This is a genomic window from Kitasatospora dryopteridis (genome assembly GCF_050749075.1).
In the GTDB taxonomy this organism is placed as follows: Bacteria; Actinomycetota; Actinomycetes; order Streptomycetales; family Streptomycetaceae; genus Kitasatospora.
In genome coordinates this window covers 2,996,165-3,016,009 of the sequence record NZ_CP192749.1, presented here as the reverse complement: position 1 = coordinate 3,016,009, position 19,845 = coordinate 2,996,165, and the positions used below count along the sequence as shown (strand labels likewise).

The following is a 19,845-nucleotide window of genomic DNA, read 5'->3' as shown; positions in this document are numbered from 1 at the left end:
CGGCCCGGACAACCGGGTCGGCCCGCGCCGTTTCCATGCGCGCAGGGAATTCGGGAAATCCCCTCGGGCGGAAAAGGAAATGCCGCACCGCCGGGCGGCGGAATTCGCCGTCCGGTGGCGCGGAAATGGAGGCCGTGGCGGGAATTGAACCCACGTAAACCGCTTTGCAGGCGGCTCCCTGAACCACTCGGGCACACGGCCGGGGTGACGGAGATGCCCGTGCGGGCCCGTCATGAGAGGGGTGGAGCGGTGCGCGCGTCAGGCGCAGCAGGAACAGCGACAGCCGGGACAACGGGCGGCACAGGTGCGGGGCGCTGCGATCGCCGCCGTCTTCCTGTTCATGGCCGACTCCTGTCGTCACTGTCGTGGTGGCGGCCCCTTTTCGGGCCCCCGCCGTGCTGGTGAATTCATCTTATGGGGTGCGGGCGGGGGTGCGTCAATATTCGAGTATGAATTCCGTGTGTCGTCCTGTGTTACGTTCGGTGGGAGGCGCGGACCTGCGCCCCGGACGAGGTGCGTCGTACCCGGCAGGACAAGACGGCGCGGTACTGCGGCGGCAGCGGAAGAGCTGCCGCCCCTTACTGCGGAGGTGCCGTCGTGGCCTGGCTGGTGTTGATCGTCGCGGGTGTGCTGGAGACCGTCTGGGCGGTGGCGCTGGAGGCGACCAAGGGGTTCTCGCGCCCGCTGCCGACCGTGGTGTTCGCCGTGGCGCTGGCGCTCTCGATGGGCGGTCTCGCCTTCGCGCTGCGGAGCATCCCGCTGGGGACGGGCTACGCCGTCTGGGTGGGCATCGGTGCGGTCGGCACGGCGCTGTACGGGATGACGGTGCTGGGCGACGCGCTGACGGCGGCCCGGGTGTCCTGCCTGCTGCTGATCCTCGGCGGGGTGCTCGGGCTGAAGGTGCTGCACTGAGCCGCGGGGGCCGGCGGAGGTCCTACACCGGAGGGCGGAGACGATCACCTCCTCCGGGTCAGGAGTCACACGGTCGTGAGCGCCTTACGATGGCAGGCATGGCCACCACCTCCTCATCGACCCCGGTCGACCGCGCTGCCCCCGTGCCCGACGCCGACTCCGCCGGCGGCGTGATGAGCGGCCCCTACCGGGCGCTGACCCTGGGGATCGTCTCGGTGGTCCTGCTGCTGGCCTTCGAGGCGACGGCGGTGAACACGGCCATGCCGGTCGCCGCCCGCCAGCTGGACGGCCTGGGGCTGTACGCCTTCGCCTTCTCCGGATACTTCACCACCACGCTGTTCGCCCTGGTGGTGTCCGGCCAGTGGTGCGACCGCCGCGGGCCGCTGGCGCCGCTGTTCACCGGCATAGCCGTCTTCGGGACGGGCCTGGTGGTGGCGGGCACCGCGGTCGGCATGTGGCCGTTCGTCGCGGGCCGGGCGATCCAGGGCCTGGGCGGCGGCCTCGTCATCGTCGCGTTGTACGTGGTGGTCGGGCGGGCCTTCCCGGAGCGGCTGCGGCCCTCGGTGTTCGCGGCGTTCTCGGCGGCCTGGGTGCTGCCCTCGATCGTCGGGCCGCTGGTCGCCGGCGCGGTGACCCAGCACCTCGGCTGGCGCTGGGTGTTCCTGGCGGTGCCGGCGCTGATCGTGCTGCCGCTGCTGGTGATGGGCCCGGCGCTGCGCCGGGCCGAGCGGGCCCAGCCGCCGCTGCGCCCCGCCCCCTTCGACCGGCGCCGGACGTGGTGCGCGGCGCTGGCTGCGCTCGGCGCCGGGCTGCTCCAGTACGCGGGCCAGCGCCTGGACGTGGTGGGCCTGGTGCCGGCCGCGGTGGGTGCGGCGCTGCTGCTGCCGGCCGTGGTGCGGCTGCTGCCGCCGGGCACGCTGCGGGCGGCCCGCGGGCTGCCGACGGTGATCCTGCTGCGCGGGGTCGCGGCGGGTGCGTTCTTCGCGGCGGAGGCGTTCGTGCCGCTGATGATGGTGACCCAGCGCCACCTGTCGCCGACCCTGGCCGGTCTGACCCTGACCAGCGGCGGCCTGTCCTGGGCACTCGGTTCCTGGCTGCAGGGGCGGTCCTGGGCGGACCGGCACCGGGAGGCGCTGATCCGGGCGGGCTTCGTGCTGACCGCGGTGGCGATCTCGGGTGCCGCGCTGGTGCTGGTGCCGGCGGTGCCGGCCTGGGCGGCGGCGGTGGCCTGGGCGGTCGGCGGTGTCGGCATGGGCCTGGCGGTGGCGAGCATCAGCGTGCTGATGATGAAGCTGTCGGCGCCGGAGGACACCGGCGCCAACTCGGCGGCGGTCCAGCTGAGCGACGCGCTGGGCAACGTGCTGCTGATCGGCCTGGCCGGCGTGCTGTTCGCGGGCCTGGGCGGCGGCTCGGCGGCCGCCGCCCAGGACGCCTCGGCCCCGGCCGGCGCGTTCGCGGCGATCTTCCTGGTGATGACCGGTGTGGCACTGCTGGGCGCCCTGGTGTCCGGCCGGACGTCGACAGGCCGCAAGGCTGCCGCCTAGCGCGCGTCTTCGCAGGTCATGGGTGGCACACAAGGGGCGCGTGGGGGGTGCCCCCACGCGCCCCTGATCGGCTGCCCGAAGCCGGGCCTCAGGAGCCGGCGGGGCCGCCGAGGAAGGACTGCCAGCCGCCGGACGGGGACTCGCCGGGGCCGAGCGACTGCAGCTTGCGCAGCACTGCCGGGTCCTGGGCCTCCAGCCACTCGACCAGCTGCCGGAAGGACACCAGCCGCACCTCGGGCTTGCCCGCGATCGCCTTGAGGGCCTCCTCGACGGCGTTCATGTAGATGCCGCCGTTCCACTGCTCGAAGTGGTTGCCGATGACCAGCGGGGCCCGGTTGGTGTTGTACGCGCGCTCGAAGCCGGCGAGGTAGGAGTCCCGGGCCTGGTTCTGCCAGGCGCCGTACTGCCCGGAGTCGCCCTTGGTGCTGCTGCCGGACTGGTTGTACATGATGTTGTAGTCCATCGACAGCACCTGGAAGCTGTGCCCGGGGAACGGGACGGACTGCAGAGGGAGGTCCCACAGCGCCCCGCCCTGGAACTTCTGCGGCCACACCTGGAGGCCGCCGGGGCCGCTGCTGTCGTACTTCCAGCCGCGCTTGGCGGCGGTCGGGAGCAGCCCGCGCTGGCCCTCCAGACAGGGGGTGCGGCCGCCGATCAGCTCCTTGCGGTAGTCGAAGGGCAGTGCGGGCAGGTCGGTGAAGCCGGTGTTGGTCCGCCAGTTCATGACGAAGTCCATGGCCTGCTGGATCTCGCTGTCCCAGTCCTCGGGCGACCAGCGGCCGCCGCCGGTGGGGCCGCAGAAGTGGCCGTTGAAGTGGGTGCCGATCTCGTGGCCCTCCAGCCAGGCCTCGCCGACCTGACGGACGGTCTCCCGGATGTGGTCGTCGCTCAGGTAGCCGATGTCGGAGGCGCCGACCGGGTGCTGCGGCGGCCGGTACAGCTCCCGCTTGGACTCGGGGAGGGTGTAGATGCCGCTGAGGAAGAACGTCATCCGGGCGTCGTGGTCCCGGGCGAGCTTGCGGAAGCGGCTGAACAGCCCGTTGTCGAGCTCGCCGGCGCCGTCCCAGGAGAACACCACGAACTGCGGGGGGCGCTGGCCGAGCTCCAGTGGCACGGCCTCCGGCTGGTGCGGCTGCGGGCCCGAGTCGGAGGTCGACCCGTCGCCGATCAGCGATGCGGGCGGCTTGGGGATGTCCGAGCCGGCTGCTCCCGAGGCCCGGACGGGAGGCGCCGCCTGTTCGCCGCCGTCGGAGCGCTTGCCCGCGCAGCCGGCGGCGAGGGCGGCTGCGGTGGCGGCGCCGCCGGCCAGGAGTGTCCTGCGGGAGAGAGCGTCCATGGTCGTCTCCGTTCGGGGAGTGTCTGTTCGCAGCGGGACCGCGTGGGCTGACAGTCCGACAGTCGGATCGACGGTCCGGGGTGGGGTGCGGCCCACAGCATGGCACGTCGGAGCCGCTGCGCCGGGGAACGCGGAACGGACCCGGCGGGGTCGGCCGAAACGCTCGCCCGTTCGGACCATCGCACCGGGTCGCCCGGTGGCGGGGCCCGGCTGAGCCGTCGTCAGATGGTGGGGAGCCGTCCCCGCACCGACGCCCGGAGGTCCCGTACGCCATGTGGCAGTCGCTGCTCGACGCGTACCGGGAGCGGATCGTCGACACCGGGCGGGAGCCGCTGTTCCTGCTGCTGGTGGGGCTGCTGGCCTCCTTCCTGTTCATCCGCTTCAGCGTCCGGATGATCCGGCGCGGCACCAGTTGGTGGCCCGGCAACGTCACCCCCGGCGGCCTGCACATCCACCACGTGGTGTTCGGCCAGGCGCTGCTGCTGATCTGCGGGGTGGGCGCGTTCACCGTCCGCGGCGACGGCGGGCAGCTGTGGAACGTGCTCGCCGTCGGCTTCGGGATCGGCGCAGGCCTGGTCCTCGACGAGTTCGCCCTCGTGCTCCACCTGCAGGACGTCTACTGGAGCGAGGAGGGCCGCAAGTCCGTCGACGCGGTGATCCTGGTGGTAGTGGTCATCGCCCTGCTGCTGCTCGGCGAGCTGCCGCTCGGCGGCTTCAGCTCCCACCTGACGCCCGGACAGCTGGTCGGCGCCGGGGTGCTGCTGGTCCTGGTCGCGATCACCCTGTTCAAGGGCAAGATCTGGACCGGCCTGCTCGGGGTGATGCTGCCGCCGCTGGCGATGGTCGGCGCGGTCCGGCTGGCCCGCCCGCAGAGCCCGTGGGCGCGCTGGCGCTACCGTACCCGCCCCAAGCGGATGGCCCGCGCCGAGCGGCGCGAGAACCGCATCCACCGGCGGATCGTCGAAGCCAGGACCTCCTTCTACAACGTGCTGGCCGGCGCCCCCGACGCCGCCGAACCCGCCGTCGTGGAAACGCCCGCCGTGGAACCGGCCACCGCCGAACCCACCGCCGGACCCACCGCCGGACCCACGACCGGACCCGCGCCCGCCGACACACCTTCCGCCGCCCCGCCCACCCCCCGCCCCGCGCCCGAGGCGTCCCCGGCCGCCGCGCAGCCCCGCCGCCCGGCACCGGCGAAGCCCCCCGCACCCGCCCCCGAACGCCGCCCGGAGCCGCCGGTGCCCGCCTGGCGCCGCCGCTTCGCCACCGGCGCCGAGTGGTACGTCCGGGTGGTCGCCCTGCTCAACCTGGTCGCCGGGATGATCGAGCCGTTCCGCCAACAGGTCCAACGGGCCAACCGGGGCGACTTCTTCACCCCCGTCCTGGTCGCCTCCGGCTTCACCGGCGCACTCTTCGCCGGGCTGCTCGCCGTCATGCTGCGCCGCCGCAAGCGGGCCGCCTGGATCGTCACCACCGTCCTGGTCGCGCTGTACACCGCGCTCTTCGCCCTCGCGCTCGCCTACCCCGACTACCGCGAACACCCCTTCAACTGGATCTCCGCCCTGATCACCGTCGCCCTGCTCGCGGCCCTGCTGATCGGCCGGCCCGTCTTCACCGCCCGCGGCACCCGAGGCAACGTGCTGCTGGCCGCCGTCGTCCTGGTGGCCGGCGGCGCCCTGCTCACCGTGCTCGGCGCCGCCGTCGTCCGCGCCACCTACCCCGGCACCCCGCCCGACTGGGGCGACGCCTCGCTGTACGTGCTGCTGCGCCTGCTCACCCTCTCCGGGGTCGTCCAGGTCGCCGACGTCGACGTGCCCGGCTGGGTGGACCTGGGGATCAACCTGCTCGGCGCGGCCCTGCTGCTGGTCGCGCTGCGGGTGCTGTTCCGCTCCCCGCGCGGGCGCGTCGAGCAGCAGCCCGACGACGAGCGGCGGCTGCGCGAACTGCTGGCCCGGCACGGCGCCCGCGACTCGCTCGGCTACTTCGCGCTCCGCCGCGACAAGGCGGTCTGCTGGTCGCCGTCCGGCAAGGCCGCCGTGCTGCACCGCGTCGTCAACGGCGTCGCCCTCGCCTCCGGCGACCCGATCGGCGACCCCGAGGCCTGGCCGCAGGCGATCGAGGTGTGGCACCGCCAGTTGCGCGAACAGGGCTGGATTCCGGCCGTCACCGGCGCCGGGGAGGCCGCCGCCACCACCTACACCCGGGTGGCTGGGCTGCGCGCCCTGGAGTTCGGCGACGAGGCCGTGGTCGAGACGGCGGGCTTCACCCTGGAGGGCCGCACCATGCGCCCGCTGCGGCAGGCGCACGGCCGGGTCCGGAAGGCCGGCTACCGGGCGGTCGCCCGCTACCACCGGGACGTGCCCCCCGAACAGATGGCCGACCTCGTCCGGCTCGCCGACGCCTGGCGGCACGGCCGCACCGAACGCGGCTTCTCGATGGCGCTCGGCCGGCTCGGCGACCCGGCCGACGGCGACTGCCTGATGATCGAGTGCCGGGACGAGAACGACCGCACCTGCGCCCTGCTCAGCTTCGTGCCCTGGGGCGAGCGCGGGCTCTCCCTCGACCTGATGCGCCGTGACCGGGAGTCCGACAACGGCCTGGTCGAGTTCATGGTCACCGAGCTGCTGCTGCGCGGCGCCGCCGGCGAACTGCCGGTCGTCCGGGTCTCGCTGAACTTCGCGATGTTCCGGGCCGTCTTCGAGGAGGGCGCCCGGCTCGGCGCCGGGCCGGTGCTCCGGCTGTGGCGCGCGGTGCTGCGGTTCTTCTCCCGCTGGTGGCAGCTGGAGTCCCTCTACCGGGCCAACGCCAAGTACCGGCCCGAGTGGCATCCCCGCTACATGCTCTACGAGAAGTCCACCGAGCTCTTCGCGATCGGCTTCGCCAACGCGCTCGCCGAGGGCTTCCTCACCCGCCCCCGGCTGCCCGCCGTCCGCCGCCGCCGACCGGAGGCTCACCTGGGCGGGGCAGTGGCGGATGCCCCGGGCGGCTGACAGCCCTTCACTTGAGACGGACCGCGGACCGCGGACCCGACCGGACGGGAGCACGGGTGGGCGGACAGCACAGGAGCCCCTGGCCGGGCACGCTGGCGGCCGCCGCCGCGCTGGTGCTCGGCGCCTGGATGCTGCACGGCGGCCGCATCCTGCCGCCGCTGCCCACCGCCGGACAGGGCGTCGACGCGCTCGGCGCGCCGATCGTCGTCGCCCCGCCGATGCCCAGGTCCGCGCCCACCCGCGTCCGCATCCGCGCCGCGGGCGTGGACGCCCCCGTCACCGGCCTCGCCCTCGACGCCGACGGCAGCCTGGAGCCGCCGCCCGAGGACGACGACAACCTGGCCGGCTGGTACGCCGCAGGCACCGCACCCGGCGAGAGCGGCACCGCCGTCCTGGCCGGCCACGTCGACACCGGCAGCGGCCCCGCGGTCTTCTACCGGCTCGGCACGCTCCACCGCGGCGACCAGGTGGAGGTCGTCCGCGCCGACCGCAGCACCGCCTGGTTCGCCGTCGACGGCGTCGAGGTCTACCCCAAGAAGGACTTCCCCGACCGCAAGGTCTACGCCGCCGCCCCCAACGCCCAGCTGCGGCTGATCACCTGCGGCGGCGGCTTCACCCACCGGGACGGCTACGACGGCAACGTCGTCGTCTACGCCCACCTCGTCCGCGCCGCCTGACCCGACCCGCGGCCGACAGGAGCCCGATGGACTGCAGCCCCGCCTCGTGGAGCCCGTTCGACCGGACCCGCCGCCACCTGCAGACCGCCCGGGGCCGCGGGCCGGCCCGGCAGACGGGACTGATCGCATGACCGAACCCACAGCCCCCGCCACCGATACCGCACCCCTGCACCCGCAGCCCGAGCACGGCAGCCGCGCCTTGCGGCTCGCCACCGCCGCCCTCGCCCGACTGCGCCGCGCACCGCTCACCCTCGCCCTGCTCGCCGCCCTCTGGGCGGTCGGCGCGGCCACCGGCAGCCTCGGCACCGGGCCCTCCGACACCCTCCTGCCGGACGTCGGCGTCGGCATCCCCAGCCTGGCCGACGGCCACTGGTGGACACCCGTCACCTCGCTGTTCTGGTGCTCCGGCATCGGCTCCTACGTGGTGACCAGCCTGCTGCTGGCCCTGCTCGGGCCGTTCGCCGAACTGCGGCTCGGCACCGCGCTCACCGGCGCCGTGCTGCTCGGCGGCCAGATCGCCGGCACCCTGCTCGGCACCGCCGCCGTCCGGCTCGGCGTCGCCGCCGACCTCGGCTGGACGAAGCAGATCCAGGACCAGATCGCCGTCGGCCCGACCATCGGCCTGTTCGCCCTCGCCGCCGTCGTCAGCTACCGGCTCACCGCGCTCTGGCGGCGCCGGCTGCGCCTGGTCACGGTGCTCGTCCCGCTGGTGCTGATGCTCTACGTCGGGCACCTGCAGGGCGTCCAGCGGGTCGCCGCCACGCTGGCCGGGCTGGCCGCGGGCGCCCTGATGCACCGGCACCGCGGCCGCCCGCACCGCGCCTCGCACACCGAGACCCGGGTGCTGGTCGCGCTCACCCTCGCCGCCACCGCGATCGGACCGCTGGTCGCCTCCCTCTACCGGGACGCCATCGGCCCCTTCAACACCCTCGCCGACCTCTACTTCTCGCACGTCCCCTCGGGCGCCGAGGTCGCCGCCGCGTGCGCGGAGTCCGCACGGGCCTGTGCCCGCGCCCATTCGGACGTCCGGTTCTTCGACTCGCCCGGCCGGCTGATGGCCGCCCTGGTGCCCGTCCTGCTGCTCGTCCTCGCCGAGGGGCTGCGCCGCGGCCTGCGGCTCGCCTGGTGGATCACCGTGGTCACCGAGCTGGCCTGGGTCGGCGTGCTGTGGTGGCTGCTGGCGATCAACTACGACGACTTCGCCGAGGACGGCGGCACCGGCCTGCTCTTCGAGCTGATCGGGGAGGCGCTGCTGCTGCCGGTGGCGATGCTGGTGCTGCAGGTGGTGACCCGGCGCAGCTTCGACCAGCGGACGGCCCCCCGGGTGCGGAACCGGCTGGCCGCGGTGGTGGGCGTCGCGCTGCTGGTCTGCTGCGGCGCGTACGTGGGCATCGGGATGCTGCTGCGGTCGCAGTACGAGCCGGACGCCTCCGCCGCGGGCCTGGCCGCCGGGCTGCCGGCCGAGCTGCTGCCGCCCGCCTACGAGGAACTGCTGCCCGACCGGCCGATCGCCGCGGGCGGCGGCGCGCAGGCGCTGGAGATCGCGGTCGGCCCGGTGTTCTGGGCGGTGGCGCTGACCGCACTGCTGGTGGCCTTCCGGCGGCCGGTGGTGCACGTGGACGCCGAGGCCGCGGCCCGGGCCCGCGCGCTGCTCACCGAGTACGGCGGATCCACGATCTCCTTCATCTCCACCTGGGACGGCAACCACTACTGGTTCGACGAGGAGGGCAGGGCCGCCGTGCCGTACCGGGTGATCGCCACCGTGGCGCTCACCACCGGGGACCCGTTCGGCGAGCCGGAGGCCCGGCGGCGGGCGGTCGCCGGCTTCGCCCGGTACTGCGACACCCGCGGCTGGACGCCGTGCTTCTACAGCGTCACCGCGGACGCGCGGCACGCCGCCGACCGGCTCGGCTGGCGCTCCCTGCAGGTCGCCGAGGACACCGTGGTGCCGCTGCCCGACCTGGCCTTCACCGGCAAGAAGTGGCAGGACATCAGGACCTCCCTGAACAAGGCCGGCAAGCAGGGCATCACCGCCGAGTGGTGGACGTACCGGGAGGCGCCGATCGGCATCCGCGACCAGATCCGCTCCATCTCGGAGGAGTGGGTCTCCGACAAGGGGCTGCCGGAGATGGGCTTCACCCTCGGCGGCCTGGCCGAGCTCGACGACCCGGCGGTGCGGATGCTCGTCGCGGTGGACGGCGACCGCACGGTGCACGGGCTGACCAGCTGGATGCCGGTCTACGAGGGCGGGCAGCCGGTCGGCTGGACGCTGGACTTCATGCGCCGCCGCGCGGAGGGCTTCCGCGGGGTGATGGAGTTCCTGATCGCCTCGGCCGCACTCGGCTTCAAGGAGGAGGGCGCGCGGTTCCTCAGCCTGTCCGGGGCGCCGCTGGCCCGCTCGGACCGGGGCGGGCCGCCGACCGCGCTGCAGCGGATGCTCGACTGGATGGGCAAGGTGCTGGAGCCGGTGTACGGCTTCCGGTCGCTGCTGGCCTTCAAGGCGAAGTTCCAGCCCGAGTACCGGCCCATGTACATGGTCTACCCGGACCCGGCGGCACTGCCCGCCATCACCAGGGCGATCGGCAAGGCGTACCTGCCGCACATGACGCCCGGGCAGGGGGTGCGGCTGATGCGCAGGCTCTCGGGCTGAGCGCGCCGGCTCAGCCGAGCAGTTCGGCGAGTGCCCGGTCGGCGTCCAGCAGCAGGGCCTCCCGCTCCTCGGGGACGGCCAGGTAGCTCTCGAACAGGAAGCGCCGCAGGTCGGCCGCCTCGAACCGGACCAGTGCGACGCCCTCGGCGGAGCGCAGCTCCACCATGGTCCGCCCGCCCGCCGTGGGGCGGACGTGCACGTCGCCGACGCCGCTCGGCGCGTCCAGGCCGGCGGCGAGCAGCCACCGGGCGAAGACCCACTCGACCTCCGCCGGGGCCTCGGGGAGCGCCTCGCCGTCCAGCGAGAACTCGGCGGGGAAGAACATCCGGACGGCCAGCGGGTCGTCCGACCGGTAGTGCAGGGTGACCCGCAGTGCGGCGGTGCGGTGCGTGGTGACGAAGAGGCGGGCCTGGACGACCTGCTCGACGAGGACGGGCGCAGCAGACATGTCGGTTCCTCCCGATGTCGTCCTGCCCCGAAGTTCGCGGGCGGAACGTGTGACGTGTGTGGGTTCTGTGACGGCCGGGGCCCGACCGTTCCACCCGTGGGGGAGTGCCGCCCGGGCTCGCCCTTACCGGCCCCGCGCTGTGATCCCCCTCACGCCCGGGCGGTCCGTGCGACGGTCGAGCCTGGGTGGGCCACGCGGTGCGGGCCGGTAGGCTGGGCTGGTTGTCCGACCGCCGCCCGACTGCCGGCCGGGGCCGAGAAAAACGCCCCTGACCTGCGACGATCCCCTCCGGAGCCCGTGAGTACCGCCGCCGCTTCCCCGATGTCGCCGCTGTTCTCCGACGTTGCCTCGCCGCACGCGCCCGTCCGCCCGGCCGGCACGTCGAACGCCTCGCACCACCTGTCCCCGGCCTTCCCGGGCCGTGCCCCCTGGGGTACGGCCGGCAAGCTGAGGGCGTGGCAGCAGGGCGCGCTGGACAAGTACATCGAGAAGCAGCCCCGGGACTTCCTGGCGGTCGCCACCCCGGGCGCAGGCAAGACGACCTTCGCCCTCACCCTGGCCTCGTACCTGCTGCACAACCACCTGGTGCAGCAGGTGACGGTCGTCGCCCCGACCGAGCACCTGAAGAAGCAGTGGGCGGAGGCCGCGGCCCGGATAGGCATCCGGCTGGACCCGGCCTACTCCTCGGGCCCGCTCTCCAAGGACTACCACGGCATCGTCGTCACCTACGCGGGCGTCGGGGTCAACCCGATGCTGCACCGGAACCGGACCGAGGCCCGCAAGACCCTCGTGATCATGGACGAGATCCACCACGCCGGTGACTCGAAGTCCTGGGGCGAGGCCTGCTTCGAGGCCTTCGAGCCGGCCACCCGGCGGCTGGCGCTGACCGGTACGCCGTTCCGGTCGGACACCAACCCGATCCCGTTCGTCCAGTACGAGCCGGACTCCGAAGGCCTGCGCAAGTCCGTCGCGGACTACACCTACGGCTACGGGCACGCGCTCGCCGACCACGTCGTCCGTCCGGTGATCTTCCTCTCGTACAGCGGCAACATGCGCTGGCGCACCAAGGCCGGCGACGAGCTGGAGGCCCGGCTCGGCGAGCCGATGACCAAGGACCTGATCGCCCAGGCCTGGCGCACCGCGCTCTCCCCGCAGGGCGAGTGGATCCCGAGCGTGCTGCAGGCCGCCGACCGGCGGCTGAGCGAGGTCCGCAAGGCGATCCCGGACGCCGGCGGCCTGGTCATCGCCACCGACCAGAACGTGGCCCGCGCCTACGCCAAGATGCTGCGCGAGATCAGCGGCGAGAAGGTCACCCTCGTCCTCTCCGACGAGGCCGAGGCCTCCAAGCGGATCTCCGACTACTCGGCCGGCACCTCGCGCTGGATGGTCGCGGTGCGCATGGTGTCCGAGGGCGTCGACGTGCCCCGGCTGTGCGTCGGCGTGTACGCCACCTCGATCTCCACCCCGCTGTTCTTCGCCCAGGCGGTCGGCCGCTTCGTGCGTGCCCGCAAGCGCGGCGAGACGGCCTCGGTCTTCCTGCCGACCATCCCGATGCTGCTGGGCTTCGCCAACGAGATGGAGCTGCAGCGCGACCACGTCCTCGACCGGCCGAAGAAGGAGGGCGAGGGCCTCTTCGACGAGGAGGACCGGCTGCTCGCCGAGGCCGAGAAGGCCAACGACGGGCCGGACACCGGCGGCGAGGAGTTCTCCTACGAGGCGCTGGGCAGCGACGCGGTCTTCGACCGGGTGCTGTACAACGCCATGGAGTTCGGCATGCAGGCGCACCCGGGCAGCGAGGAGGAGGAGGACTACCTCGGCATTCCGGGCCTGCTGGAGCCGGACCAGGTGCAGATGCTGCTGCAGAAGCGCCAGCACCGGCAGATCCAGCGCTCCAAGGCCAAGCCGGCCGAGGAGGCGGATCTGATCGAACTGCCCGCCGAGCAGCGGCCGGTGGTGACCCACCAGGAGCTGCGCGAGCTGCGCAAGGAGCTCAACGCGCTGGTCGCCGCCTGGCACCACCGCACCAGCCAGCCGCACGGCACCATCCACAACGAGCTGCGCCGCCAGTGCGGCGGGCCGCTGACCGCGCAGGCGACGGCCAATCAGCTGAAGGCGCGGATCGCCCGCATCCGGGAGTGGGCCACGTCCTGACATCCGTTCGGGGTCGGAGTGCCCCGGGCGGAGTCTCTCCTCTTGGCAAAGAAACTGTGGAGACACGCAGTCGTATGATCCGTTAATCTTCCGCGTGCCCGGTGTCGGGGCGCCCCCGTACGGTGGAGCTCCGGTGCCTGTCCCACATGCCGAGACATCGCCGTCCCGTACGGCGAGCCGGCCATTGCATCGAACGAGGAGCCCCAGTGGCGTACACCGCCAACAACCCCGAGCTGTCCGACAAGTCCAAGGTCGTCGCAGGCCTCCTGCAGATCTTCCTCGGCGGCTTCGGTATCGGCCGTTTCTACACCGGCCACGTCGGCATGGGTGTCGCCCAGCTGCTCACCTGCGGCGGTCTCGGCTTCTGGGCCCTGATCGACGGCATCATCTTCCTGGTCAGCGACACCCGCACCGACGCCCAGGGCCGCAAGCTGCGTTCCTGACCGTGCGTCCGGACCGGCCGAACCGGCACCCCCGCCCCGGGAGCAGCACCCGGGGCGGGGGCGCCGGCCGTCTCCCGGCCGCCCTGCGCCACCCGGCGGCCGCACCGCTCGCCCTGCTCGCCGCGGGCCTCGCCGGCGCCGGGTACCTGTACGGCCGCGACCCGCACCTGCCCGGGCAGCTGCTCCCGTTCTGCCCCTGGCGCCGCCTGACCGGCCTTCAGTGCCCCGGCTGCGGCGGCACGAGGATGGCGTACGACCTGCTGCACGGCGACCTGCTCGCGGCCTGGCACGACAACGCCGCCCTGCTGCTCGCCCTCCCCTTCGTGGCCGCCTGGTACGGGGTGCGCCTGCGGCACGGACTGGCCGGCCGGCACTGGAGGCTCCGCCTCGCGCCCCGGACCGTCGCCGCCCTGCTGGCCGCCGCCGCGCTCTGGACGGTCGGCCGCAACCTGCTCTGAGCCCGCCGGGCCTTCGATTCCCCGGTGGTGGCCCGCGCCGACCCCCGTCCGGCAGTGCACTCTGTCCGGAGTCCGGTCAGATATCGAACATTTGAGCTATGGGGCCCGGAATTATGGGCATCTTGTCCGCTTTTGCGTCACGACTTTCCGTCGATGTTGACCGAATTTTGGACAACTACTTCCGCAGGCTGCCGAGAGTTCACTACCTTTCCCCCACGCTCGCTCGAACGACCACCCAGATCCGAGACGGGCACCGCGGAGTTGTGCCCTCGTCGATGGCGCCGAGTTCCCCTCTCCAGCGCGGACACCCCACCTGCGCGTGACACCTCCGTCCCGGCCCGAGCCCCAGCGCCGGACCGGTGACCGCCGCGGAAAGGACTTGCGCGTCGTGACTGCAGAAACCTCCCAAACCCTGGACCGCGGTGTCCGGGTCCTCAAGCTCCTCGCCGACTCCGAGCGAGGGCTCACCGTGACCGAGCTCGCCGCCCGGCTCGCCGTCAACCGCACCGTGGTCTACCGCCTGCTGGCCACCCTCGAACAGCACGGACTCGTCCGCCGCGACATCGGCGGCCGGGCCCGGGTCGGCCTCGGCGTGCTGCGCCTCGCCCACCGCGTCCACCCGCTGCTCCGCGAGGCCGCGCTGCCCGCCCTGCGCAGCCTCGCCGAGGACCTCGGCGCCACCGCCCACCTCACCCTGGTCGACGGGAACGAGGCGCTCGCCGTGGCCGTCGTCGAACCCAGCTGGACCGACTTCCACGTCGCCTACCGCACCGGCCTGCGCCACCCGCTCGACGAGAGCGCGGCCGGCCGCGCCATCCTCGAGGCCCGCGGCTTCCCCAACCAGCGCCGCCCCGAACAGGGCTTCGTGATCACCCGCGCGGAGGAGCAGTCCGGCGCCAGCGGTGCCGCGGCCGCCCTGGTCGGCCTGAGCGGCATCGAGGGCAGCGTCGGCGTCGTGATGCTCAACGGCCTGGTGCCCGAGCGGGTCGGCCCCCGCGTCGTCGAGGCCGCCACCGAGGTCGCCGACGCGCTGCGCTGATCCCGTCCGGGGTCCGGGCGGGGCCGCGGGTGTGGTTCGATGCGGGATGTGTCTCCTGCGAAGCTGCCCCCGGCCCTGACCGCCCCCAAGACCCGCGCCCTGGCGCTGTGCACCGGCCTGGTGCTCGCGCTGTTCGCGGTCACGGCGTTCGTGCCGCTGCCGTTCACGCTCACCCAGCCGGGTGTCACCGCGGACACCCTCGGCAGCTACAAGGGCGTCCCGGTCATCACCGTCACCGGCAAGCCGGTGCGGACCACCAGCGGGCAGCTCCTCGCCACCACCATCTCCGCCACCAACGCCGGGGAGAAGATCGGCTTCCGCACCGCCCTGCGGGCCTGGGCGCGCGAGGACGAGGCGGTGCTGCCCACCGAGGCCGTCTACCCCGCGCGCGACCCGGGCAAGGCCGAGCAGGAGACCGCCCAGCAGATGGCCGAGTCCCAGGACAGCGCCACCACCGCCGCGCTCTCCTACCTCAACCTGTCGCCCTCCCAGGTGGGCGTGAAGATCGACCTCGGCGACATCGGCGGCCCCAGCGCCGGCCAGATGCTCAGCCTCGGCATCATCGACAAGATCGCCGGCAACGGCCACGGCGGCGACCTCACCGGCGGCCGGATCGTGGCCGGCACCGGCACCATCGACGACCAGGGCATCATCGGCGCGGTCGGCGGCGTCTCGCTCAAGACCCGGGCCGCCGCCCGGGACGGCGCCACCGTCTTCCTGGTCCCCGCCTCCGAGTGCTCGGACGCGAAGGTCGACACCCCCGAGGGGCTGCAGCTCGTCCCGGTCACCACCCTCGCCTCCGCCGTCGCCGCCCTCAACGCCATCGACAGCGGCGGCTCCGTGCCCGGCTGCTGACACCGCATCGGCCCGGCCGCGGCCCGGCCTACTCCCGGGCGGCCTGCTCGACCAGCGGCAGGATGCGGTACGGCACCGGGTTCTCCAGGGCGATCGCCGTCGACGCCCGGACGATCCCGTCGAAGCCGACCACCCGGTCGATCACCCGCTGCAGGTCCGCGTTGGACCGGGCGACGATCCGCACCAGCATGTCGCCCTGCCCGGTAATGGTGTGCAGCTCCAGCACCTCCGGCACGGCCGCCAGGTGCGCCCGCACGTCGCTGCCCTGCCCCTGCGAGATCTCCAGCGTCGCGAACGCCGTCACCGGGTAGCCGAGCGCGGCCGGGTCGACCTGCGGGCCGAAGCCGCCGATCACCCCGCGGGCCTGCAGCCGGTCCAGCCGGGCCTGCACCGTGCCGCGTGCCACCTGCAGCCGGCGCGAGCACTCCAGCACGCCGATCCGCGGCTCCTCGCTCAGCAGCCGGATGAGCTTCCCGTCGAGGGCGTCGATGGCGTCGTTGGGGGAGTGCACGGCCGCTCCGTCCGATAGGCGGGCCCGACGGGTGGTCGACCCGGTGGGCAATCTGTCCAGTGGGTGCGGCCATTGTCCGGTTGCCCGGGGCACCTTGCCCAGGAGGAAACGGAACAGTTGCGCGACGGTGTGAGCCGCGCCACTCTCCTGCACACCCCGCGGGCGGCCCAGCACCCACCCGCACCGCCCCCGGGGACGACCCGGGAGGCCCGCCATGTCCGAGCACGCCCCGCACCGCACCGAGCACATCGCGAACACCCGGTACCGCGAGCCCCGCACGCCCCACGCCCGCCCGGACCCGCTCGCCGCCCCGCTCCCCGCAGACGGCCGGGCCGCCCGCGGCAGCGGCCCGCTCGCCGCCACCGACGCCCTGGTCCTCGCCGTCCGCGACGCCCGCCGCGCCGCCCACGAGTACCGCACCGCGCTCGGCATGCGCTGCACCGCCTACGCCGGCCCGGAGACCGGCAACCCGCACCTGCACTCCTACGTCCTGGAGTCCGGCGGCACCCGCTACGTCCTCAGCTCGGCCGCACGGCCCGGCGGCAGCCTCGCCCGGCACCTCGCCGACCACGGCGAGGGCGTCCTCGAGGTGGGCCTGCGGGTGGCCGACGCCTACTACGCCTACGACTACGCCGTCGACCGCGGCGCACTGCCCGTCGCCGAGCCCTACGAACTGAGCGACCGCCACGGCACGGTCGTCCTCGCCGTCATCGGCACCGCAGGACCGGTGCGGCACACCCTGGTCGACCGCAGCCGCTACACCGGCCCCTACCTCCCCGGCTACGTCAGCCCGAACACCGTCGGGTGGTGATCCCCCGGGGCGCGGGGCCGGAGCTCAGCGGACGACGGTCTGGACGTCCGGGGGGTGGCCGTTCCAGGTGACGAAGACCGAGTTGGCGCTGTTGTCCTTGGAGAAGTCGATCCGCATCCAGTGGTCGCCGTTCCACACCTGCATCTGCCAGCCCGGGTCCGGGGTCGCCGAGACCAGTTCGGCCCGGTCCGGGTGGATGTCCAGCGCCACCCGGCCACCCGGCACCAGGTAGCTCCGCACCGACGACGGCGAAGCCGACTTCTTCGGCGAGGCCGTCCGGATCGGGCTCGGCAGGGTCGGGCTCGCCGACGGCGAACCCGCCGACGGGGAGTCGGCCGACGGCGTCGGCTCGGGCGCCGTCACGGTCGTCTCCGCCACCGGCGACGGCGGATTCGGCATCCCGGCGACGGTCGCCGACGGCAGCGGCACCGCCTGCGGCCGCTCGAAGCCCGCCTCGGAAAGCACCGTGTGCACGCCCCACCAGGACAGCGCCACCGCCGCTCCGGTGGCCACCGCCCAGGCGCCGATCTGTACCAGTCCGCTCCGCATCGTCCGCACATCCTGCCGCATCCCGGGCGCCCGCAGCGCCCCGGGCCCGGCAATCCCGTGAAAGGTTGCGGCAAAGCTGTGAAACCTCTCCGCCACACCCCGGTCAAACAACGCATAACGCCCGAGGTACAGACCAATGGGCGGTCCATGCCGTACCGTGCAGGGCCATGGCAACAGTGCTCGTGGTCGAGGACGACCCGTTCGTACGCTCCGCGTTGATCCGACACCTCGCCGAGACCGGACACGCGGTGCGCAGCGTCGGCACCGCGCTGGAAGCACTCCGCGAGGTCGCCCAGGTCGGCTGCGACCTGGTGATCCTCGACCTCGGCCTGCCCGACCTCGACGGCAGCGAGGCCCTCAAGATGATCCGCGGACTCACCAACGTGCCCGTCATCATCTCCACCGCCCGCGACGACGAGGCGGAGATCGTCCGCCTGCTCAACGCCGGCGCCGACGACTACCTCGTCAAGCCGTTCTCCCCCGAGCACCTGACGGCCCGGATGGCGGCCGTGCTGCGCCGCCTCGGCGGCGGCAGCGCCCCCGCCCCGCAGGTGCTGCGCGTCGGCGGGCTCGCCATCGATGTGCAGCGCCGCGAGGCCGCACTCGACGGCCGGCCGCTCGACCTGACCCGCCGTGAGTTCGACCTGCTCGCCTTCCTCGCCGCCCGGCCCGGCGTGGTCGTGCCGCGCAAGGAGATACTCGCCGAGGTCTGGCGCCAGACGTACGGCGGCGACCAGACCATCGACGTCCACCTGTCCTGGCTGCGCCGCAAGCTCGGCGAGACCGCGTCCCGCCCCCGCTACCTGCACACCGTCCGCGGTGTCGGGGTCCGGCTGGAGGCGCCGACCGGGGCGGTCGCCGATCCGGTGGGCCGCCGGACATGAGGCCTTCCGGCACCGGGCCGACCGGTCCGGAGGCGGCCCCGGCGGCACCGAACGCCGCGGACGCACCCTCCGGCCGCCGGCCCCGCTTCACCCGCTCGCTGCGCTGGGCCCTCGTCAAGGCCGCGGTCGCGGGCACCACGATGGTCGCGCTGGCGTTCCTGATCCCGCTCGGGCTGATGGTGCAGCAGACCGCCAGCGACCGCGCCTTCACCGCCGCCGAGCGGCAGGCCGCCGCGCTCGGCCCGGCCCTCGCCATCACCACCGACCAGGACCCGATCGCCCGCGCCGTCGCCTCCACCGACGCCGGCGCGCACGACCGCGTCGCCGTCCACCTGCCCTCCGGCGGCGTGGTCGGCGAGGGCCGGGCCGCCGACGCCGACGTCGCCACCGCGGGCGGCGACGGCAGCACCCGCAGCGTCCGCTCCTTCACCGTCCGGGTGGCCGGCGGATTCGCCCTGCTCCAGCCGGTCGCCGTCGAGGACGGCAGGATCGCCGTCGTCGAGGTGTACGTCGCCGAGGCCGACCTCAGCCGCGGCGTCGGCACCGCCTGGCTGGTGCTCTCCCTGGTCGCCCTCGCCCTGGTGACGATCGCCGTCCTGGTCGCCGACCGGCTCGGCGCCCGGATCGTCCGCCCCGCCCGCCGGCTGGCCGGCGCGGCCCGCTCGCTCGGCTCCGGCAACCTCGCCGTCCGGGTGGCCGTCGACGGGGAACGCGCCAAGGGCGCCCCCGAGGAACTCCGCGAGGCAGGCCACGCCTTCAACGCCATGGCCGACCGGGTCGTCCACCTGCTCGCCGCCGAACGCGAACTCGCCGCCGACCTCTCCCACCGGCTGCGCACCCCGCTCACCGTGCTGCGGCTCAACGCGGCCTCCCTCGGCGACGGCGACGCCGCCGACGCCACCCGGCACGCCGTCGCCCAGCTGGAGCGCGAGGTCGACCAGATCATCCGCTCGGCCCGGCGCGGCCGGGAGGAGACGCCCGCCGTCCAGCTTGGCTGCGACGCCGCCGAGGTGATCCGCGAGCGGGTCGGCTTCTGGTCGGCGCTCGCCGAGGACGAGGGCCGGCCCTGGCAGCTCGCCGGCGCCGACGCGCCCGTCCAGGTGCCGGTGCAGCGCGGCGACCTCGCGGCCGCCATCGACGCCCTGCTCGGCAACGTCTTCCGGCACACCGCCATGGGCACCGCCTTCTCGGTCGACGTGCTGGCCACCGACAGCTCCGTCATCGTCCTGGTCGGCGACGCCGGCCCCGGCTTCACCGACCCGGAGACCGCCATCGAACGCGGCGCCGGCCACGGCGGCGAGGGCTCCACCGGCCTCGGCCTGGACATCGTCCGCAAGCTCACCGAGGCCACCGGCGGCGACCTCGCGCTCGGCCGCTCCGCCGGGCTCGGCGGCGCCGAGATCCGGCTGCGGCTGCAGACCCGCCCGGCGGGGGACACCCAGCGGGCCGGGCGCCGCCGCCGCGTCCGGCAGGCCCGGCGGCGCGCCGCAGGCGTGCAGTAGGTCCGCCGAGGGCGGGCCAGAGGGCGGCCCGCGGCAGGTGCCTTAAGAGCTCCCTAAGAGAGGCTCACCCCTTCCTGAGCAGCGG

The 19,845-nt window shown here is 74.0% G+C and carries 17 protein-coding genes, 1 tRNA gene and 1 riboswitch; of the genes, 13 read left to right on the top strand and 5 right to left on the bottom strand.

The genetic code is table 11. The features are described from left to right. Positions 1-126 precede the first annotated feature (126 nt). A tRNA-Cys gene (locus tag ACQ614_RS13665) sits at positions 127-201 on the bottom strand. A 282-nt stretch (positions 202-483) separates the two neighbouring features. Continuing rightward, positions 484-547: riboswitch (guanidine-III (ykkC-III) riboswitch) on the top strand. 50 nt (positions 548-597) lie between these two features. Between ACQ614_RS13665 and ACQ614_RS13660 the strand changes: the two genes are divergently transcribed. Together ACQ614_RS13660 and ACQ614_RS13655 are read left to right on the top strand one after the other, a co-directional pair. After that, positions 598-912 (top strand): DMT family transporter, encoded by a 315-nt coding sequence (locus tag ACQ614_RS13660; RefSeq protein ID WP_431678829.1) that lies wholly within the window; start codon positions 598-600, stop codon positions 910-912. Between the two features lie 98 nt (positions 913-1,010). Next, positions 1,011-2,456, top strand: a complete 1,446-nt coding sequence (locus ACQ614_RS13655; protein ID WP_431678828.1) for an MFS transporter — start codon at positions 1,011-1,013, stop codon at positions 2,454-2,456. Between the two features lie 88 nt (positions 2,457-2,544). On the opposite strand, the gene ACQ614_RS13650 is transcribed toward ACQ614_RS13655, so the two are convergent. Beyond that, complete coding sequence (locus ACQ614_RS13650) at positions 2,545-3,792, bottom strand: hypothetical protein (protein WP_431678827.1); 1,248 nt, start codon at positions 3,790-3,792, stop codon at positions 2,545-2,547. Positions 3,793-4,064: 272 nt separating this feature from the next. Between ACQ614_RS13650 and ACQ614_RS13645 the strand changes: the two genes are divergently transcribed. The 3 genes from ACQ614_RS13645 (at position 4,065) to ACQ614_RS13635 (ending at position 10,109) form a co-directional block, all read left to right on the top strand. Then, on the top strand, positions 4,065-6,782 hold the full coding sequence (locus ACQ614_RS13645) for a phosphatidylglycerol lysyltransferase domain-containing protein (protein ID WP_431678826.1): 2,718 nt from the start codon (positions 4,065-4,067) through the stop codon (positions 6,780-6,782). A 56-nt stretch (positions 6,783-6,838) separates the two neighbouring features. Then, positions 6,839-7,459, top strand: coding sequence for a class F sortase (locus tag ACQ614_RS13640; protein ID WP_431678825.1), 621 nt, complete (start codon positions 6,839-6,841; stop codon positions 7,457-7,459). Positions 7,460-7,586: 127 nt separating this feature from the next. Then, complete coding sequence (locus ACQ614_RS13635) at positions 7,587-10,109, top strand: bifunctional lysylphosphatidylglycerol flippase/synthetase MprF (RefSeq protein ID WP_431678824.1); 2,523 nt, start codon at positions 7,587-7,589, stop codon at positions 10,107-10,109. A gap of 10 nt (positions 10,110-10,119) precedes the next feature. Here the strand turns inward: ACQ614_RS13635 and ACQ614_RS13630 are convergent, their stop codons facing one another. Next, a complete protein-coding gene (locus ACQ614_RS13630; RefSeq protein ID WP_431678823.1) occupies positions 10,120-10,557 on the bottom strand; it encodes an SsgA family sporulation/cell division regulator in 438 nt (145 codons plus the stop codon). 321 nt (positions 10,558-10,878) lie between these two features. On the opposite strand from ACQ614_RS13630, the gene ACQ614_RS13625 reads away from it, so the two are divergent. The 5 genes from ACQ614_RS13625 (at position 10,879) to ACQ614_RS13605 (ending at position 15,503) form a co-directional block, all read left to right on the top strand. Then, on the top strand, positions 10,879-12,708 hold the full coding sequence (locus ACQ614_RS13625) for a DEAD/DEAH box helicase (protein WP_431683916.1): 1,830 nt from the start codon (positions 10,879-10,881) through the stop codon (positions 12,706-12,708). A 206-nt stretch (positions 12,709-12,914) separates the two neighbouring features. Continuing rightward, positions 12,915-13,151, top strand: coding sequence for a TM2 domain-containing protein (locus tag ACQ614_RS13620; protein WP_431678822.1), 237 nt, complete (start codon positions 12,915-12,917; stop codon positions 13,149-13,151). Between the two features lie 83 nt (positions 13,152-13,234). Beyond that, a complete protein-coding gene (locus ACQ614_RS13615) occupies positions 13,235-13,609 on the top strand; it encodes a DUF2752 domain-containing protein (RefSeq protein ID WP_431683915.1) in 375 nt (124 codons plus the stop codon). Between the two features lie 388 nt (positions 13,610-13,997). Then, a complete protein-coding gene (locus tag ACQ614_RS13610; protein ID WP_030271919.1) occupies positions 13,998-14,648 on the top strand; it encodes an IclR family transcriptional regulator in 651 nt (216 codons plus the stop codon). 48 nt (positions 14,649-14,696) lie between these two features. Beyond that, on the top strand, positions 14,697-15,503 hold the full coding sequence (locus ACQ614_RS13605) for a hypothetical protein (RefSeq protein WP_431678821.1): 807 nt from the start codon (positions 14,697-14,699) through the stop codon (positions 15,501-15,503). Between the two features lie 28 nt (positions 15,504-15,531). On the opposite strand, the gene ACQ614_RS13600 is transcribed toward ACQ614_RS13605, so the two are convergent. Further along, positions 15,532-16,014 carry an Lrp/AsnC family transcriptional regulator gene (locus ACQ614_RS13600; RefSeq protein WP_263105176.1) on the bottom strand — a complete coding sequence of 161 codons (483 nt, stop codon included), beginning with the start codon at positions 16,012-16,014 and terminating at the stop codon, positions 15,532-15,534. 214 nt (positions 16,015-16,228) lie between these two features. Here ACQ614_RS13600 and ACQ614_RS13595 point away from each other — a divergent pair, with 214 nt between their 5' ends. Then, positions 16,229-16,825, top strand: coding sequence for a VOC family protein (locus tag ACQ614_RS13595; RefSeq protein ID WP_431678820.1), 597 nt, complete (start codon positions 16,229-16,231; stop codon positions 16,823-16,825). 24 nt (positions 16,826-16,849) lie between these two features. Here the strand turns inward: ACQ614_RS13595 and ACQ614_RS13590 are convergent, their stop codons facing one another. Beyond that, positions 16,850-17,374, bottom strand: a complete 525-nt coding sequence (locus ACQ614_RS13590) for a hypothetical protein (RefSeq protein WP_431678818.1) — start codon at positions 17,372-17,374, stop codon at positions 16,850-16,852. A gap of 167 nt (positions 17,375-17,541) precedes the next feature. On the opposite strand from ACQ614_RS13590, the gene ACQ614_RS13585 reads away from it, so the two are divergent. Both ACQ614_RS13585 and ACQ614_RS13580 read left to right on the top strand, forming a co-directional pair. Continuing rightward, positions 17,542-18,258, top strand: a complete 717-nt coding sequence (locus ACQ614_RS13585; RefSeq protein WP_363487645.1) for a response regulator transcription factor — start codon at positions 17,542-17,544, stop codon at positions 18,256-18,258. 98 nt (positions 18,259-18,356) lie between these two features. Beyond that, positions 18,357-19,760, top strand: a complete 1,404-nt coding sequence (locus tag ACQ614_RS13580; protein ID WP_431683914.1) for a sensor histidine kinase — start codon at positions 18,357-18,359, stop codon at positions 19,758-19,760. Positions 19,761-19,845 lie beyond the last annotated feature (85 nt).

What these genes read in the sequence shown, in the direction of transcription:
- ACQ614_RS13655 (WP_431678828.1), top strand. Translation starts at nt 1,011, where the DNA reads ATGGCCACCACCTCCTCATCGACCCCGGTCGACCGCGCTGCCCCCGTG.
- ACQ614_RS13650 (WP_431678827.1), bottom strand. Translation starts at nt 3,792, where the DNA reads ATGGACGCTCTCTCCCGCAGGACACTCCTGGCCGGCGGCGCCGCCACC.
- ACQ614_RS13645 (WP_431678826.1), top strand. Translation starts at nt 4,065, where the DNA reads ATGTGGCAGTCGCTGCTCGACGCGTACCGGGAGCGGATCGTCGACACC.
- ACQ614_RS13635 (WP_431678824.1), top strand. Translation starts at nt 7,587, where the DNA reads ATGACCGAACCCACAGCCCCCGCCACCGATACCGCACCCCTGCACCCG.
- ACQ614_RS13630 (WP_431678823.1), bottom strand. Translation starts at nt 10,557, where the DNA reads ATGTCTGCTGCGCCCGTCCTCGTCGAGCAGGTCGTCCAGGCCCGCCTC.
- ACQ614_RS13625 (WP_431683916.1), top strand. Translation starts at nt 10,879, where the DNA reads ATGTCGCCGCTGTTCTCCGACGTTGCCTCGCCGCACGCGCCCGTCCGC.
- ACQ614_RS13595 (WP_431678820.1), top strand. Translation starts at nt 16,229, where the DNA reads ATGTCCGAGCACGCCCCGCACCGCACCGAGCACATCGCGAACACCCGG.
- ACQ614_RS13590 (WP_431678818.1), bottom strand. Translation starts at nt 17,374, where the DNA reads ATGCGGAGCGGACTGGTACAGATCGGCGCCTGGGCGGTGGCCACCGGA.
- ACQ614_RS13585 (WP_363487645.1), top strand. Translation starts at nt 17,542, where the DNA reads ATGGCAACAGTGCTCGTGGTCGAGGACGACCCGTTCGTACGCTCCGCG.